The following is a 17,024-nucleotide window of genomic DNA, read 5'->3' as shown; positions in this document are numbered from 1 at the left end:
AACTGAGCCGTCAAGCAGGGCCTCGCACCCTTTTGCAGTGCAGGCGGTTGCAGTGCAGCCGGTCCGCAGTAGAACCGGCTATTCGTCGGCAGGTCGCTGCTGCCGCTCCTCCGCCGTCAGCTCGACCTCCCGCTCCTCGGCGAAGTGGCAGGCAGAGTCATGGGCCGCGAGCCGCTGGAGCCCCGGCCGCACGATGAGGAGCGGCTCCTCCAGCGTGCACTTCTCCTGGGCCTTCCAGCACCGGGTCCGGAACCGGCAGCCGGACGGCGGGTTCGCGGGTGACGGGACGTCGCCCTCCAGCACGATCCGGTCCCGGGCCTCCCGCTGCGACGGGTCCGGCACCGGGACGGCGGACAGCAGGGCCTGGGTGTACGGGTGGGTCGCGTGGTCGTAGATCTCCAGATCGCTGCCGATCTCGACCATCTTGCCGAGGTACATCACGCCGACCCGGTCGGAGATGTGCCGGACGATCGAGAGGTCGTGCGCGATGAACATGTACGACAGCTCGAAGTCCTTCTGCAGCCGGTCGAGCAGGTTGATCACCTGGGCCTGCACCGAGACGTCCAGCGCGGAGACCGGCTCGTCGCAGATGATGATCTCCGGCTTGAGCGCCAGACCGCGCGCGATGCCGATCCGCTGCCGCTGGCCGCCGGAGAACTGGTGCGGGTACCGGTTGATGTACTCCGGGTTCAGCCCGACCACGTCCAGCAGATCCTGCACCGCCCTGCGCCGCTCGCCCTTCGGCGCCACCTCGGGGTGGATCTCGTACGGCTCACCGATGATGTCACCGACCGTCATCCGGGGGTTCAGCGAGGTGTACGGGTCCTGGAAGACCATCTGGATGTTACGGCGGACGGCCTTCAGCGCGGCGCCCGAGAGCCTGGAGATCTCCTCGCCCTTGTACTTCACCGAGCCGCTCGTCGCGGGCTCCAGGTTCATCAGCACCTTGGCGAGCGTCGACTTTCCGCAGCCCGACTCACCGACGATGCCCAGCGTCTCACCCTGGATCAGGTCGAAGGAGACGCCGTCGACCGCCTTGACCGCCCCGACCAGCTTACGGAACACGACGCCCTTGGTCAGCGGGAAGTGCTTGACCAGGTCGCGGACTTCGAGGATCGGTTCGCCCGGCGCCACCTTCTGCGCGAACGCGATCTCCTCCGGCACCGCCGCGCCCAGCGCGCTTGACCCGTTACTCACCATTGAGGGTCTCCTTCCAGAAGAAGCAGGCACTGCCCCGGCCCGCCAGCTCGGTCCCGTCGTTCTCGGTCACCTGAAAGAGCCGGGGGACCTCCTGCCGGCAGATCTCCTGGGCCCGTGGACAGCGTGGGTTGAACGCGCAGCCGGCCGGGATGTGCAGCAGGTTCGGGGGCAGGCCCTTGATCGCGTAGAGCTCCTGGCCCTTCTGGTCCAGGCGCGGGATGGAGTCCAGCAGCCCCCGGGTGTACGGGTGCGCCGGGCGGGCGTAGAGCTCGCCGACGGGGGCGGTCTCGACGATCCGGCCCGCGTACATCACCGCGATCTTGTCCGCGACGTCGGCGACCACGCCGAGGTCGTGGGTGATCAGGATCAGACCCATGTGGTACTCGGCCTGAAGCTCCGCCAGCAGGTCCATCACCTGCGCCTGGACGGTCACGTCCAGGGCTGTGGTGGGCTCGTCCGCGATGATCAGGTCCGGCTCCAGGGCCAGCGCCATCGCGATCATGATGCGCTGCCGCATACCACCGGAGAACTGGTGCGGGTAGTCGTTCACCCGGTCCTTCGCGGCCGGGATCCGGACCCGGTCCATCAGTTCGATCGCCTTGGCCGTGGCCTCCTTCCGGGAGGAGCCCTTGTGCACCCGGTACATCTCGCCGAGCTGGGCGCCCACGGTGTGCACCGGGTTGAGCGAGGACAGCGCGTCCTGGAAGATCATCGCCATCTGGGCGCCCCGGATCTGGCGGCGGTCCTCCGAGCCCAGCTTGAGCAGGTCACGGCCCTTGAAGATGATCTCGCCACCGGTGATGTGGCCGGGCGGGCTGTCCAGGATGCCCATGATGGCCTGCGCGGTCACGGACTTGCCGGAGCCCGACTCACCAAGCACCGCGAGCGTCTCGCCCGCCCGGACGGAGTAGTCCACCCCGTTGACGGCCTTGGCCACGCCGTCCCTGGTCCGGAACTCCACGTGCAGGTCGTTGACCTGGAGCAGCGGCGCGTCCGATGAGTCGACGGTGTCCGCCCGGGAGCCGGCCGACGCGCTGCTCACACTGGTACTCATGGCACCTCTCTCACTGATACGGGCTCAACTTGGGGATCAGCGCCGGATGGTCGACCCGGGTGGTCAACGCCTGCCGGTCAGCGTTTGCCGGTCAGCGCAGCTTGGGGTCGAGAGCGTCGCGCACCGCGTCGCCGAGCATGATGAACGCCAGCACGGTGAGGCTGAGCGCCCCGGCCGGGTAGAGCAGCATGTGCGGCGCGTTGCGGAAGGTGTCCGCAGCCGAGGAGATGTCGATGCCCCAGGAGACCGTGGGCGGTTTGAGTCCCACACCGAGGAAGCTCAGCGTCGCCTCCAGCGCGATGTAGGTGCCGAGCGCGATGGTGGCGACGACGATGATCGGCGCGACCGCGTTGGGCAGGATGTGGCGCAGCATCAGCCGGGCGTTCCCGGCGCCCAGTGCCCGGGCCGCCGTGACGTAGTCCTGCTGTTTGGCCGTGATGACGGCGCCTCGGCCGATGCGGGCCAGCTGCGGCCAGCCGAGGACCACGATGAACGCCACCACGATCCAGATCGACTGGCTGGGAATCACGGAGAGGAAGACCAGGCCGCCGAGCAGGATCGGGATGCCGAAGAAGATGTCGGCGATCCGCGAGACCACCGAGTCGAGCCAGCCGCCGAAGAAGCCGGCCAGGCCGCCCAGCACGGTGCCGGTCAGCGCGGCTCCCGCCGTGGCGCAGACGCCCACCGTGATGGAGGCGCGGGCGCCGTGCACCGTACGGGAGTAGACGTCGCAGCCCTGGGTGTCGAAACCGAAGGGGTGCCCCGACTCGGCGCCCTGCTGGGACTTCGACAGGTCGCACTTGAGCGGGTCGGTCGAGGTGAATAGGCCGGGCCAGATCGCCATGACGACCAGGAAGATGATCAGCAGTCCGGAGATGATGAAGATCGGGTTCCGCCGCAGGTCCCGCCAGGCGTCCTGCCAGAGGCTGCGCGCGACGACCCGGTCCTCGATCGCGGGTGTCTCCGGGTGGTCCGCCAGCCGTTCGGCTTTGATTAAACTCTGGCCCTCCATGGTGCCGAGGTCGAAGGTGCGGCTCTCCACCGCACTCGGCATCTCCTCCTCGCCCGTACCGGCCTCGGAGAGCGGGTCGGCCTCGTTGTACTTGTCCTGATCAGGCATAACGGATCCTCGGGTCCAGGACCGCGTAGAGCAGGTCGACGAGCAGGTTGGCCGCCAGGAAGACGATGACCAGGATGGTCACGAAGCCCACCACGGTGTTGCTGTTCTGGCGGACGATCCCCTGGTACAGGTAGAAACCCACACCGTGGATGTTGAAGATGCGCTCGGTGACCAGCGCACCACCCATCAGCGCACCGAGGTCGGTGCCGAGGAAGGTGACCACCGGGATGAGCGAGTTGCGCAGCAGGTGGTTGATCACCACGCGGCGGCGCGGCAGGCCCTTGGCCGTCGCGGTCCGTACGTAGTCGGCCTTGGAGTTCTCCGCGACGGTGGTCCGGGTGAGCCGGGCGACGTAGGCGAGCGAGACCGAGGCCAGCACGATGCCTGGCAGCAACAGCGACTGCAGCGTCAGGGGGTCGCCCGCCGTCGCGGGCACGATGCCCCACTTCACGCCGATCAGGTACTGCAGCACGTAGCCGGTGACGAAGGTGGGGATCGAGATGACCACCAGGGTGAGGATCAGCACGCTGTTGTCGGCCACCCCGCCCCGGCGCAGGCCGCTGATCAGGCCGAAGCCGATGCCGAAGACCACCTCGATGGTGAAGGCCACCGCCGTGAGCTTGAGCGTGGCCGGGTAGGCGGTGGCGAGCAGCGAGGTGACGGTCTGGCCGCTGAAGGTGGTCCCGAAGTCCCAGCGGAACAGATTGCCCATGTACTTGACGTACTGGAGCCAGAGCGGGTCGTTCAGGTTGTACTGGGCCCGGATCTGGGCCGCGACGGCCGGGTCCGGTGCCTTGTCGCCGAAGAGCGCGTTGACCGGGTCGCCCAGTGCGTGGACCATCACGAAGATCAGGAAGGTGGTCCCGATGAACACCGGGATCATTTGGAGCAGCCGTCTGAGGACGTAGCGTCCCATACGAACCTCCAGTGAACCGTCGGTCGAGCCGGGGCCGGCCCCGGGAAGGGCCGGCCCCGGCCGCCGACTACTTGACGGTGATCTCGGAGTAGACCGGGACGCTGAACGGGTCCAACATCACGTTGGAGACCTTGGAGGACCAGCCGGCGGTGCCGTTCTGGTACCAGAGCGGGATGGCGGGCAGGTCGGTGGCGAGCATCTTCTCGGCGGTCTGGAAGTCGGTGACCGACTGCGTCACGTCCGCGTCGGCGTTGGCCTTGCTCACCAGGGCGTCGAACTGCGCGTTGCTGTAGTGCGAGTCGTTGGAGGAGGCGCCGGTGGTGTAAACGGGCTGGAGGAAGTCCTGGATCAGCGGGTAGTCCATCTGCCAGCCGGTCCGGAACGCGCCGGTCATCTGCTTGGTGGTGACCTGGTTGCGGAAGTCCGCGAAGGTGCCGACCGGGCGGCCGACGCAGGACTTGGTGTCGCCCATCGCGTTGTTGATGCTGTTGCAGACCGCGTCGACCCACTCCTTGTGCGGGCCGTCGGCGTTGTAGCTGATCGTCAGCTGGCCGCCGGGGATGCCGCCGCCCTGCTGGATCAGCTGCTTGGCCTTGGCCGCGTCGAAGTTGCAGACCGAGCCGCAGAGCCCCGCCTTGTAACCACCGGCGTCGCCGAGCACCGGCGAGGTCCAGTCCGTGGCGGGGGTGCGGGTGCTGGTGAAGACGACCTTGGTGATGGTGGCCCGGTCGATCGCCATCGAGATCCCCTGGCGGACCAGCTTCGCGTTGTCCGTGTTCCAGTCCACCTGGTACAGCGGGAAGGAGATAGTCTGGATGATGCCGGCGGGCTCGTTGATGTACCGGCCGTTCAGGTCGGTCTGGATCGTCTTCAGCGCGCTGTTCGGGATGCCGTTGTCGAGGTCCAGGTTGCCCGACTGCAGGTCGGCGTAGGCCGCGTTGGTGTCGGTGTAGACCTTGAGGTCGATGCCACCGTTCTTCGGCTTGTTGGTGCCGCTGTAGGCCGTGTTGGGCCGCAGCTGCATCTTCTGGCTCCTGGTCCAGGACTGGATCAGGTACGGGCCGTTGCCGACCGGCTTGTTGAGGTACGCCGCGTGGTCGGTGAAGAAGCTCTTGGGCACCGGGTAGTACGCCGAGTAGCCGAGGGTCTGCGGCCAGGTCGAGAACTTCTGGCTCAGCGCGACGGTGAAGGTGTTGTCATCGACGACCTTGAGGCCCGACATGGTCTGGGCGGTGGGCGCGCCGGTCGGGGGCGCCACGTCGTTGTAACCCTGGACGTACTGGAAGAAGCTCGCGTTGACCTGTTTGTTGGTGACCAGCGCGCCGTAGTTCCAGGCGTCCACGTAGGAGCTGGCGGTCACCGTGGTGCCGTCGCTGAACTTCCAGCCCGGCTTCAGCTTCACAGTCCAGTTCTGCTGGTCGGTCGAGGTGATCGAGTCGGCATTGGCGTTGCTGGCCTTGCTGGTCTTCGGATCGTAGGAGACCAGGCCGGTGAAGATCATGTTGAGGACGGCGCCACCGTTGACCTCGTTGGTGTTCACCGGTTCGAGCGGGTTCTGCGGGTCACCCCACCATGCCTGGACCACACCGTTCGCATTCGTCCCCGAACTACTGCTACTACTGCTGCTGCAACCGGTGGCCACCAGGGCCACGGACGTCGCAGCGATCACGGCCCAGCGAACGCGGGTGGCTACAGGCATGGAGGTCCCTCCTCGGAGTGTGTGACGCATCACACCCCATGAGAAGGGCGCCGTCGCGGCGGCGCGACCGCTGTAGGGCCGGATGGGTGCCCCGGAAAACCCGTAGGGCCCACAGCTCAGCTGTGGGCCCTACGGGTTGAGTCCGGGTCAGGTGGTGACGGTCTGACGGACCTCGGCGAAGTGGCAGGCGGACGCGTGCGCCGCCGGGCCGCTGAGCAGCGACGGCACCGCGAGCAGCGGGACCTCGGTGGAGCAGCGGTCCTCCGCCTTCCAGCACCGGGTGCGGAACCGGCAGCCGGACGGCGGGTTCGCCGGGGAGGGGATGTCCCCGGAGAGCACGATCCGGTCCCGGGTCTCCCGGGCCGTCGGGTCCGGCACCGGGACGGCGGACAGCAGGGCCTGGGTGTACGGGTGGGTCGCGTGGTCGTAGATCTCCAGATCGCTGCCGATCTCGACCATCTTGCCGAGGTACATCACGCCGACCCGGTCGGAGATGTGCCGGACGATCGAGAGGTCGTGCGCGATGAACATGTACGACAGCTCGAAGTCCTTCTGCAGCTGGTCGAGCAGGTTGATCACCTGGGCCTGCACCGAGACGTCCAGCGCGGAGACCGGCTCGTCGCAGATGATGATCTCCGGCTTGAGCGCCAGACCGCGCGCGATGCCGATCCGCTGCCGCTGGCCGCCGGAGAACTGGTGCGGGTACCGGTTGATGTACTCCGGGTTCAGCCCGACCACGTCCAGCAGATCCTGCACCGCCCTGCGCCGCTCGCCCTTCGGCGCCACCTCGGGGTGGATCTCGTACGGCTCACCGATGATGTCACCCACCGTCATCCGGGGGTTGAGCGAGGTGTACGGGTCCTGGAAGACCATCTGGATGTTACGGCGGACGGCCTTCAGCGCGGCGCCCGAGAGCCTGGAGATGTCCTCGCCCTTGTAGAGCACCTGGCCGGAGGTGGCGCGCTCCAGATTCATCAGCACCTTGGCGAGCGTCGACTTGCCACAGCCGGACTCGCCGACGATGCCGAGCGTCTCGCCCTTGCCCAGGGCGAAGGAGACGCCGTCGACGGCCTTGACCGCGCCGGTCTGCTTGCGGAAGAGGACGCCCTGGCTCAGCGGGTAGTGCTTGACCAGGTCCTTGACCTCGAGGATGGGCTGCTCAGCCATGGAGGGTCTCCTTCCAGAGGTGGCAGGCGCTGCGGCGGCCGGCGAGCTCGGCGCCGTCCTTGTCCATCACCTGGTGCAGCGCGGGGGTCTCGGTGCGGCACAGGTCGGTGGCGGCGTCGCAGCGCGGGTTGAAGGCGCAGCCGGCCGGGACCTTGAGCAGGTTCGGGGGCAGGCCCTTGATCGCGTAGAGCTCCTCGCCCTTCTGGTCCAGGCGCGGGATCGAGCGGAGCAGGCCCTTGGTGTACGGGTGCGCCGGGTTGGCGTACAGCTGGTGCACGGGGGCGGTCTCGACGATCCGGCCCGCGTACATCACCGCGATCTTGTCCGCGACGTCGGCGACCACACCGAGGTCGTGGGTGATCAGGATCAGACCCATGTGGTACTCGGCCTGAAGCTCCGCCAGCAGGTCCATCACCTGCGCCTGGACGGTCACGTCCAGGGCCGTGGTGGGCTCGTCCGCGATGATCAGGTCCGGCTCCAGGGCCAGCGCCATCGCGATCATGATGCGCTGCCGCATACCACCGGAGAACTGGTGCGGGTAGTCGCCGACGCGCTGGGCGGCGGCCGGGATCCGCACCCGGTCCATCAGTTCGATCGCCTTGGCCTTGGCCTCCTTGCGGGAGGCGCCCCGGTGCACCCGGAACATCTCGCCGAGCTGGTAGCCCACGCTGAGCACGGGGTTGAGCGAGGACAGCGCGTCCTGGAAGATCATCGCGATCTTCTGGCCACGGATCTGCCGCCGCTCCTCGCCCGACATCTTCAGCATGTCCTGGCCCCGGAACAGGATCTCGCCCGAGGCGACCCGGCCCGGTGGCATGTCCAGGATGCCCATGATGGTCTGCGCGGTGACGGACTTGCCGGAGCCCGACTCACCGAGCACCGCGAGCGTCTCGCCCGCCGCGACCGAGTAGTTGACGCCGTTGACGGCCTTGGCGATGCCGTCCCGGGTCTTGAACTCCACGTGCAGGTCGCGGACTTCGAGCAGCGGGGTGCCGGGGACGAGCCGACCCGTCTCCGTCTTCTTCTCCATGACAGTGGTCATCGTGCGTTCCGCCTCTCAGCGCAGCTTCGGGTCGAGGGCGTCGCGCACCGCGTCGCCGAGCATGATGAACGCCAGCACGGTGAGGCTCAGCATGCCCGCCGGGAAGAAGAGCACGTGCGGGGCGGTACGGATGACGTTCTGGGCCGAGTTGATGTCGATACCCCAGGAGATCGTCGGGTCCTGGAGGCCGATGCCGAGGAAGCTCAGCGTCGCCTCGGTGGCGATGTAGCCGCCGAGCGCGATGGTGGCGACCACGATCACCGGGGCGACGGCGTTCGGCAGGATGTGCTTGAACAGGATGCGCGGCGTACCGGCACCCAGTGCCCTGGCGGCGGTGACGTAGTCCGCCTGCTTGACGGTGATCACCGAACCGCGCATCACGCGGGCCATCTGCGTCCAGCCGAGCGCGACCAGCGCGAAGACCACGCTCCAGACGGTGCGCGCGGTGAAGGCGTTGAGCACCACCAGGGCGCCGAGCAGCAGCGGGATGCCGAAGAAGATGTCGGTGATCCGCGAGAGCAGCGTGTCCACCCAGCCGCCGAAGTACCCCGCGAGCATGCCCAGCAGGCCGCCGAACACGGTCACCGCGGCGGTGACGCAGGTGCCGACGATGATCGAGGCGCGCGCGCCGTAGATCACCCGGGCGTAGATCGAGCGGCCCTGGCCGTCGTAGCCGAACCAGTCGTCCTGGAACAGGTGGCCGTAACTCGGCTTGCTCAGGTAGTGGTTGCGCAGGTCACCGGCCCGGGGGTCCACCGAGGTGAACAGGCCCGGCGCGATGGTGATGACGATCAGCAGCAGGATCAGCGCGGCCGAGAGCAGGAAGACGGGGTTGCGCCGCAGTTCCTGCCAGGCGTCCGAGCCGAGGCTGCGGGCCTTCTCGGGCTTCTCCGGCGCGCTCACGGCCACGGCCTCGGTCTTCTTCTTCTCGATCAGGTCAGGCATACCGGATCCTCGGGTCCAGGACCGCGTAGAGCAGGTCGACGATCAGGCTGGCGGCCAGGAAGACGAGCACCAGGACCGCCACGAAGCCGGACACCGTGGCGCCGTCGCTCTGGTTGATCGCGTGGTACATCGCGTTGCCGACGCCCTTGACGTTGAAGATGGACTCGGTGACGATCGCCCCGCCCATCAGGGCACCGAGGTCGGTGCCGAGGAAGGTGATCACCGGGATCATCGAGTTCCGCAGCAGGTGGGTACCGATCACCCGGCGCCTCGGCAGACCCTTCGCGACGGCCGTGCGCATGTAGTCGGCGCGGACGTTCTCCACGATGGAGGTGCGGGTCAGGCGGGCGACGTACGCCAGTGACAGCGAGCCCAGCACGACGGCCGGCAGCAGCAGTTGGCCGAAGTTCATCGAGTCCTGGACGGTCGGGGTGACCAGCTTCAGCTGGTCGGCGAAGACCGTCTGGAACAGGAACCCGAGCACCGGCACCGGTATCGAGATCAGCAGCAGCGTGATGACCAGGGTGCCCTTGTCGAACGCCTTGCCCCGGCGCAGACCGGCGAACAGGCCGATCAGCACCCCGAAGACCACCTCGACGCCGAAGGCCATCAGCGTCAGCCGGACGGTCACCGGCATCGCGGCGGAGATCACGTCGATCACCTTGCGCTGGCCCATGGTGGTACCGAAGTCACCGGTGAGGAGGTGGCCCATGTACGTGACGTACTGCTGCAACAGCGGCTGGTCCAGCCCCAGTTGGTGGCGCTTGGCGGCGAGCTGGGCGGGGTCCGCCGCCTTGTCCCCCCACATCGCGGCGACCGGGTCACCCGGTAGCACGTGCACCATAAAGAAGATGAGCGCGGTCGTCCCCAGGAAGACCGGGATCATCTGGAGCAGTCGCCTGGCGACAAAACGCCCCATCGTGCCCTCCATGTCGTGAAGTTGACGGGCAGAAGCCGGCAGTGGGTCGGCATGACGACGGCCGGCGCCTGCCCTGCCCCGGGGAGGGCGGACGGGCACCGGCCGCGTTTCTGCCGCTTGCTTACCTCTGCGTACTTACTTCTGCGGTGCTTACTTCTGCGGTGCTTACTTCTGCTTGACCTCGACCTGGGTGAAGACCGGGTCACCGAAGGTGTCGTACTTCACGTTGGTCACGTTGTTGGACCAGCCCGCGTTGGTCTTGTAGTACCAGAGCGGGATGGCCGGCATGTCCTTGACCAGCTGGGCCTCGGCCTGCTGGTACAGGTCGGCGGTCTGGTCCACCGTGGCCGCCGCGTCGGCCGCCTTCGCGAGCTTGTCGAACTCCGGGCTGGAGTACAGCGCGTCGTTGGAGTCGGCGCCGGTCTGGTAGAGGTCGCGCAGGAAGCTGACGTTGAGCGGGTAGTCCTGCGCCCAGCCGGTGCGCATCATGCTCGGGACCGTGTGCGCGGTGATCTCCTTGCGCGCGGTCTTCATGTCCGGCTTCGGGTCGCCGACGCACTCCACGCCGGTGGACTGGCGGATGGAGTTGCAGACCGCGTCCACCCACTCCTTGTGGCCGCCGTCGGCGTTGTAGGTGATGGTGATCTTGTTGTTCGGGACACCGCCGCCGGCCGCGATCATCGACTTGGCCTTGGCCGGGTCGAAGGTGCAGGCCTCACCGCAGATGCCGGCCTTGTAGCCGACCGTACCCGGGGCGACGAAGCTGTCGGCGGGCAGTCGCGAGCCGTTCAGCACCGTCTTGGTGATGGTGTCGCGGTCGATCGCCATCGACAGGCCCTGACGGACCTTCGCCTTGTCGACGCCCTGCCACTCCGGCTGGTACATCGCGAAGCTGATGGAGACGATGCCACCCTGCGGCTGGTCGACGGCGCGGTCGCCCAGGTCCGACTTGTACTTGGGCAGGTCGGTCGGGTCGACCTGGTCGAGCACGTCCAGGTTGTCCGAGGTCAGGTCCTTGTAGGCGGCCTCGGCGGCACTGTAGTTCTTGAAGACGATGCCGCCGTTCTGCGCCTTGTCCACACCCGCGTACTGGTCGTAGGCGGCCAGCGTGATGGCCTTGTTGTGCTCCCACGAGACGAACTTGTACGGGCCGTCGCCGACCGGGTTCTCGCCGGCCTTGACCGGGTCGGCGAAGAACGACTTCGGCAGCGGGGAGAAGGCGATGTAGGCCAGCTTGTACTGGAAGTACGAGACCGGGCCCGTCAGGTCGATGGTGAAGTGCGTGTCGTCCACGACCTTCAGACCGGACATGGTGGTGGCCGTCGGGTCGCCCTTGGCCGGGTGCACGGCGTCGTAGCCGGCTATGTCGGAGAACCAGTTGCTGTTGATCTGGTTGTTCTTGGTATTGGCCGACCAGTTCCAGGCGTCCACGAAGGAGTGCGCGGTGACGGGCGTGCCGTCGTGGAAGGTCCAGCCGGACTTCAGCGTCACCGCGAAGTGCTTGGCGTCGGTGGTCTCGATCTTGTCGGCCACCTGGTAGCGCGGCTTGTTGGTGGTCGGGTCGAGGTCGACCAGGCCGCGGAACAGGTTCTTGACGACGCGTGAGCCGAGCGACTCGTTGGCGTTGGCCGGCTGGAGCGGGTTCTGCGGCTCACCGCTCTGGTAGCTGTAGACGCCCTTGGCGTCGATCGCACCGGAACCGCTCGACGCGGAAGTGCTGCTGCCGCAAGCGGTAGCGGCGAGGGCGACTGCGACTGCCGTGACGACCCACTTGGCCTGGCTAGCACCGCGCATGGGGATGCCTCCTGATATCGGCGTTCCGCGCCCGTGGTTCGGCGCGCACCCCTGCGCGTACCCCTGGACCCGAGCTTGACTTCAACCACTATCGGTCACGCTGCGGTATGAACCTGACGATTAGCGATCTCATTTTGATCACATGAGCGAACGCTTGAGTCCGGATACCGGACATTCAAGACATAGTCAGACATGGATGAAACGGACAGCCCGCATGAATAACGGGCCATCAGCTCCGATTAACGGACACTCGGCCTCCGGCGGCAGGTAGCGGGGAGTAACCGGAAACGCCGTCGGCCGGCCCCCCTGACGGGGAGCCGGCCGACGGCGTTTCAGCGCCTTCTTCAGCGCTCGGAACTGCTGAGGCTGAGTGCTGCGAACTGTCGAGCGTCAGTTCTTCTTGGCGCGCGAGGCCGTACGGCCGCGCTCCTTCTGGTCCAGGACGACCTTGCGGATACGCACGGTCTCCGGGGTCACCTCGATGCACTCGTCCTCGCGGCAGAACTCGAGGCTCTGCTCCAGCGAGAGCTTGCGCGGCGGCACCAGGTTCTCGGTGGTGTCGGAGGAAGCGGCACGCATGTTGGTGAGCTTCTTCTCCTTGGTGATGTTGATGTCCATGTCGTCCTGGCGCGAGTTCTCGCCGACGATCATGCCCTCGTACACCTCGGTGGTGGGCTCGACGAAGAGCGTGCCGCGCTCCTGGATGCCCATCATGGCGAACGGCGTCACGACGCCCGCGCGGTCGGCCACCAGCGAGCCGTTGTTGCGCATCCGGAGCTCGCCGAACCACGGCTCGTGGCCCTCGAAGATGGAGTGCGCGATACCCGTGCCACGGGTGTCGGTCAGGAACTGGGTACGGAACCCGATCAGGCCACGCGAGGGGACGATGAACTCCATGCGGACCCAGCCGGAGCCGTGGTTCGTCATGGTCTCCATGCGGCCCTTGCGGACGGCCATCAGCTGGGTGATCGCGCCGAGGTACTCCTCGGGGCTGTCGATCGTCATCCGCTCGACCGGCTCGTGGGTCTTGCCGTTGACGATCTTGGTGACGACCTGCGGCTTGCCGACGGTCAGCTCGAAGAGCTCGCGGCGCATGGTCTCGACCAGGATGGCGAGCGCGAGCTCACCACGGCCCTGGACCTCCCAGGCGTCCGGGCGCTCGGTCGGCAGGACGCGGAGCGAGACGTTGCCGACCAGCTCCTTGTCCAGGCGGTCCTTCACCATGCGGGCGGTGACCTTGTGGCCCTTGCCGCCCTTGCCGACCAGCGGCGAGGTGTTGGTACCGATGGTCATCGAGATGGCCGGCTCGTCGACCGTGATCAGCGGCAGCGCGATCGGGTTCTCGAGGTCCGCCAGGGTCTCACCGATCATGATGTCGGGGATACCGGCGACGGCACAGATGTCACCGGGGCCCGCCACCTCGGCCGGCTTGCGGGTGAGCGCCTCGGTCATCAGCAGCTCGGTGATCTTCACCTGCGCGATCGAGCCGTCACGCTTCATCCACGCGACCTGCTGGCCCTTGCGCAGCTCGCCCTGCTCGACGCGGCAGAGCGCGATGCGGCCGAGGAAGTTGTCGGCGTCCAGGTTGGTGACGTGGGCCTGGAGCGGGGCACCCTCGTCGAAGGTCGGGGCCGGGACGTGCTGCAGGATCGTCGAGAAGAACGGCTCCAGCGAGTCGCTGTCGGCCGGGACGGTGCCGTTCTCCGGCTTGGTCATCGAGGCGACACCGTCACGCGCACAGGCGTAGACGATCGGGAACTCGATCTGCTCCTCGGTGGCGTCCAGGTCCAGGAAGAGGTCGTAGGTCTCGTTGATGACCTCGTCGATCCGGGAGTCCGGACGGTCGGTCTTGTTGATGCAGAGGATGACCGGCAGCTTGGCCGTCAGCGCCTTGCGGAGCACGAAGCGGGTCTGCGGCAGCGGACCCTCGGAGGCGTCGACCAGGAGGACGACCGCGTCCACCATCGACAGACCGCGCTCGACCTCGCCACCGAAGTCGGCGTGGCCCGGGGTGTCGATGATGTTGATCGTGATCGGCGCGCCACCCTCCTTCGGGTGGTACTTGACGGCGGTGTTCTTCGCGAGAATGGTGATGCCCTTCTCGCGCTCCAGGTCGTTAGAGTCCATCATTCGGTCGTCGAGGTGCTGGTGGGCAGCGAAAGCGCCGGCCTGCTTCAGCATGGCGTCGACCAGGGTGGTCTTGCCGTGGTCGACGTGGGCGACGATGGCAACGTTACGGATGTCATTGCGCGTGGGCATGCTGAGCGGATTCTCCCGGAATCGTGGGTTACGGCGCCCGGCTGCGTGACGCCGACCGGCGATCAGTACTGATCGCCGCCGCCCGTTCCGCCTGCTACTACCGGTCCACCCGCCGGGCACGACATGCCACGGCTTACTCCTATGGTACGTGGAACATCCCAAAGGAGCAGAAACGGGCCGGTCCGGACGCCGGACAGCGTCCAAGATCACATTCCGGCCACCGCCACTGCCGGGTGCCGGGGAGGGTTCAGAGCCGGTCGATGGCGGTGAGGTCGATGTCCATCGCGAAGGGACGGGCGAGCTTCAGCCGGTCACGGTGAACGCCGACGGCGACGTACTTGCCAGTGACGACGTCCAGCTCGTAGGCGTGCACGACCGGGTGGCCGTCCTCCTGCTCGACCAGCCAGAAGTGCGGGATGCCGGCTTCCGCGTAGAGCTCCGGCTTGCGCTTCCGGTCACGCACCTCGGAGTCCGGGGACAGTACCTCTACGGCGAGCAGGACGTCGGCGGGCTGGTAGCCGGTGACGTTCGGCCCGGTGATGGCGGACGCCTGTAGCACCATGAGGTCCGGTTCTGGGCGCTGGCGAGGACCGAGGGTGACCGTCATCTCGCGACGGACGCGCAAGTAGGTCGGCGCTGCCGCGCGCAGTCCGTATTCCAGCAAGTACATGGCCAGGCCATGAAAGTCCCGCTGAGGGCTCACGAGCACCAGGCTCCCGTCGATCAGCTCCGTGTGCGGGGGCAGGTCGGGGAGTCGGTCGAGGTCCTCGGCGGTGAAGCCGGCGTCCGGTGGGATGAGCCAGTCCGGCACAGGTTCAAGCGTCATCGTTGCTCCCATGGGCGGAAGTGTGGCCCTGCGACTCAGCGTAGCGCTACGGCTTCCGGCTGGGTTCAACCTTTCGGGTGGATTGGCTCAAGCCCCTTTTCGGAAGCCCAGGTCCTGGAAGCGCGGGGCGGTGAATCCGTACGCGCCGGCGCCTGCCACGGTGGTGCGGACGGCGACCAGGTCGGGGCGTTGGAAGAGCGGGACGGAGTGGGCGAGCTGCCAGATGCGGGCGTCGGCCTGCTGGAGGAGGGCGCGCTGGGCGGTGGGGTCGAGTTCGGCGGTGGCCTGGTCGAAGAGGTGGTCGATCTCCTCGGTGCCGGTGCGGGCGTAGTTGCGGCCGATCACCGGGATGCCGTCCGGGCCGGGCTCGGGCTTGGCGTAGTAGGCGCGTTCGTCGCTCGCCGGATAGGCGGTCACCGGCCAGGAGAACAGGGCCAGGTCGTAGTCGCCGGTGGCCAGGTGGTCCTTGACGAAGGCGGCGGCCGGGACGGGCTGCGGGTGGACGGTGATGCCGGCCTCCGCCAGTTGGGCGGTCAGGGTGTCGGCGGTGCGGCGGGCGGTGGCGGAGCCGTCCGGGATGAGCAGGCCGAGGGTGAGGTCCTTGCCGTCCTTGGTCCGGGCCGAGGCGGCGCCTGCGGGGTTGCTCTTCCAGCCCGCCTGGTCCAGCAGCTGGGCGGCGGTCGTGTCCCCGGCGGAGCGGCTGTTGTCCTGGTAGCCGTCCTGGTCCGCCATCAGCAGGTGGTTGCCGAGTGGCACGGCCGTCAGCCCGAGCGGGCCGAGGGCGGCGGCAGCGGTCTTCTGCCGGTCGACCGCCCTGGCCACCGCGCGGCGGACGTTCAGGTCGGCGAGCGGGCCCCTGGTCGCGTTCAGGGTGAGCTGGGTGAAGGCGGGCGCCGGGGCGCGGTGCAGGGCCAGCCCGGGCAGCGACTCGGCGCGCCGGAGGGCCTGGACCGAGGCCTGGACCATGGCGGCGGCGTCCGGCGGCGCGGCGGCGGCCACTCCCCCGGGGGCGGCGTGGTCGACGGCGTCCGCGAGGGCGGCGACGTCCAGCTTGCCCTGGTCCAGGGCGTCCAGGCGGTTCGCGGCGGGGGTGGCCAGGAAGTCGATCGCCTGGGCCTTCGGCGCGTCACCCCACCAGGCGGGGTTGCGGACCAGCGAGACCCTCCCGCCGGGGCTGTCGTACGCGCCGACGGCGAACGGGCCGCCCGAGGTCCGGAAGGCGGCGGCGAGCGGCTGGTTGAAGGCGGCGGGGGTGCCGGTCGCGGCGGCGGGGTAGAGCGGGCTGAACAGCGCGCGCCAGGGCGCGTAGGGCTGCTTGAAGGTGACCTTGACCTCGTGGGCGTCCGCGCCCTGGGCCACGGCGGCGATCGCCGCGTACCCGGCGGGTTGCTCGCCCTGGTAGGCCGGGTCCGTACCGGACAGGGCGTGCCACTGGGCGGTGAAGTCGGCGGCCGAGAGCGGGGTGCCGTCACTCCAGACCGCCTTGGGGTTGAGCCGGTAGGTGACGGTCTGCGGGGACTGACCGGCCGGGGTGGACGCGGCGGCGGTCAGGTAGTCCGGGTCGGCGGCCGGACGGGCGTGCTGGTCGAGCCGGAACAGGCTGGGCAGCAGGGCGTGCGCGAGCAGCGCGGAGTCCGGGGTGGCGGCCGACTGGAAGACGTTGAGCGTGGCGGGTACGGCGTCCACGGCCCAGCGCAGCGTGCCGCCCTCGCCGACCTGGGCCCGGTCGGCGGCGGTCACGTCGGCACCCTGGGCAACGGTGGCCGCCGGGTGGCCCGAGCAGCCGGCCAGCAGCAGGGCGACGGCTGCGGCGGTGAGCTGGTTGGCGCGCATGCGCTCCTCCGTCGGTTCGTCAGTTGATTCGTGAGTCAGGTGCTCGGTCAGGTCGTCAGCCGGCTCGCGAGTGGGTTCGTCAGCTGATCCGCGAGTTGACTTGTCAGCAGGTTCTTCGGTTGGTTCGTCAGCTGACTGGAAGATCGGGGTAGTTGACCACTGAAGGCCATCGGGGCCGGTGGAGGGCCTGCGACACGGCGGAGTCGCGCACCGGAGCACCCGCTTGGCGCACCGGCCGAATCTTTTGCCA

General features: G+C 68.0%; 13 protein-coding genes. All 13 read right to left on the bottom strand.

The genetic code is table 11. The features are described 5' to 3' along the window. Window positions 1-78 precede the first annotated feature (78 nt). Window positions 79-1,200, bottom strand: coding sequence for a dipeptide ABC transporter ATP-binding protein (locus tag P3T29_RS05465; protein ID WP_280715130.1), 1,122 nt, complete (start codon window positions 1,198-1,200; stop codon window positions 79-81). Further along, the gene (locus tag P3T29_RS05460; protein ID WP_280715129.1) at window positions 1,190-2,254 is read right to left on the bottom strand and encodes an ABC transporter ATP-binding protein; all 1,065 of its coding nucleotides are present in this window, start codon (window positions 2,252-2,254) and stop codon (window positions 1,190-1,192) included. The genes P3T29_RS05465 and P3T29_RS05460 overlap by 11 nt, the downstream gene beginning before the upstream one ends. A 91-nt stretch (window positions 2,255-2,345) precedes the next feature. Continuing rightward, on the bottom strand, window positions 2,346-3,374 hold the full coding sequence (locus P3T29_RS05455) for an ABC transporter permease (protein WP_280715128.1): 1,029 nt from the start codon (window positions 3,372-3,374) through the stop codon (window positions 2,346-2,348). Next, complete coding sequence (locus P3T29_RS05450; RefSeq protein ID WP_280715127.1) at window positions 3,367-4,290, bottom strand: ABC transporter permease; 924 nt, start codon at window positions 4,288-4,290, stop codon at window positions 3,367-3,369. Before P3T29_RS05450 ends, P3T29_RS05455 begins: the two co-directional genes overlap by 8 nt. Window positions 4,291-4,357: 67 nt before the next feature. Next, window positions 4,358-5,989, bottom strand: coding sequence for an ABC transporter substrate-binding protein (locus P3T29_RS05445; RefSeq protein WP_280715126.1), 1,632 nt, complete (start codon window positions 5,987-5,989; stop codon window positions 4,358-4,360). Window positions 5,990-6,136: 147 nt separating this feature from the next. Next, entirely contained in the window at window positions 6,137-7,156 is a 1,020-nt protein-coding gene (locus P3T29_RS05440; RefSeq protein ID WP_280715125.1) for a dipeptide ABC transporter ATP-binding protein, read from the bottom strand. Further along, window positions 7,149-8,198 (bottom strand): ABC transporter ATP-binding protein, encoded by a 1,050-nt coding sequence (locus P3T29_RS05435; RefSeq protein ID WP_280715124.1) that lies wholly within the window; start codon window positions 8,196-8,198, stop codon window positions 7,149-7,151. The genes P3T29_RS05440 and P3T29_RS05435 overlap by 8 nt, the downstream gene beginning before the upstream one ends. A 15-nt stretch (window positions 8,199-8,213) precedes the next feature. Further along, a complete protein-coding gene (locus tag P3T29_RS05430; protein ID WP_280715123.1) occupies window positions 8,214-9,143 on the bottom strand; it encodes an ABC transporter permease in 930 nt (309 codons plus the stop codon). Then, complete coding sequence (locus P3T29_RS05425; protein WP_280715122.1) at window positions 9,136-10,062, bottom strand: ABC transporter permease; 927 nt, start codon at window positions 10,060-10,062, stop codon at window positions 9,136-9,138. Before P3T29_RS05425 ends, P3T29_RS05430 begins: the two co-directional genes overlap by 8 nt. 165 nt (window positions 10,063-10,227) lie before the next feature. Further along, on the bottom strand, window positions 10,228-11,856 hold the full coding sequence (locus P3T29_RS05420; protein ID WP_280715121.1) for an ABC transporter substrate-binding protein: 1,629 nt from the start codon (window positions 11,854-11,856) through the stop codon (window positions 10,228-10,230). A gap of 390 nt (window positions 11,857-12,246) precedes the next feature. Continuing rightward, window positions 12,247-14,115 (bottom strand): translational GTPase TypA, encoded by a 1,869-nt coding sequence (gene typA, locus P3T29_RS05415; protein WP_280715120.1) that lies wholly within the window; start codon window positions 14,113-14,115, stop codon window positions 12,247-12,249. A 247-nt stretch (window positions 14,116-14,362) separates the two neighbouring features. Beyond that, window positions 14,363-14,941 carry a Uma2 family endonuclease gene (locus P3T29_RS05410; RefSeq protein ID WP_280715119.1) on the bottom strand — a complete coding sequence of 193 codons (579 nt, stop codon included), beginning with the start codon at window positions 14,939-14,941 and terminating at the stop codon, window positions 14,363-14,365. An 87-nt stretch (window positions 14,942-15,028) separates the two neighbouring features. After that, window positions 15,029-16,774, bottom strand: a complete 1,746-nt coding sequence (locus P3T29_RS05405; protein ID WP_280715118.1) for an ABC transporter family substrate-binding protein — start codon at window positions 16,772-16,774, stop codon at window positions 15,029-15,031. Window positions 16,775-17,024: the final 250 nt, after the last annotated feature.

The organism is Kitasatospora sp. MAP5-34, from assembly GCF_029894335.1.
Taxonomy (GTDB): Bacteria; Actinomycetota; Actinomycetes; order Streptomycetales; family Streptomycetaceae; genus Kitasatospora.
The sequence above is the reverse complement of the archived record's forward strand: the minus strand, read 5'-3'. Positions and strand labels throughout refer to the sequence as shown.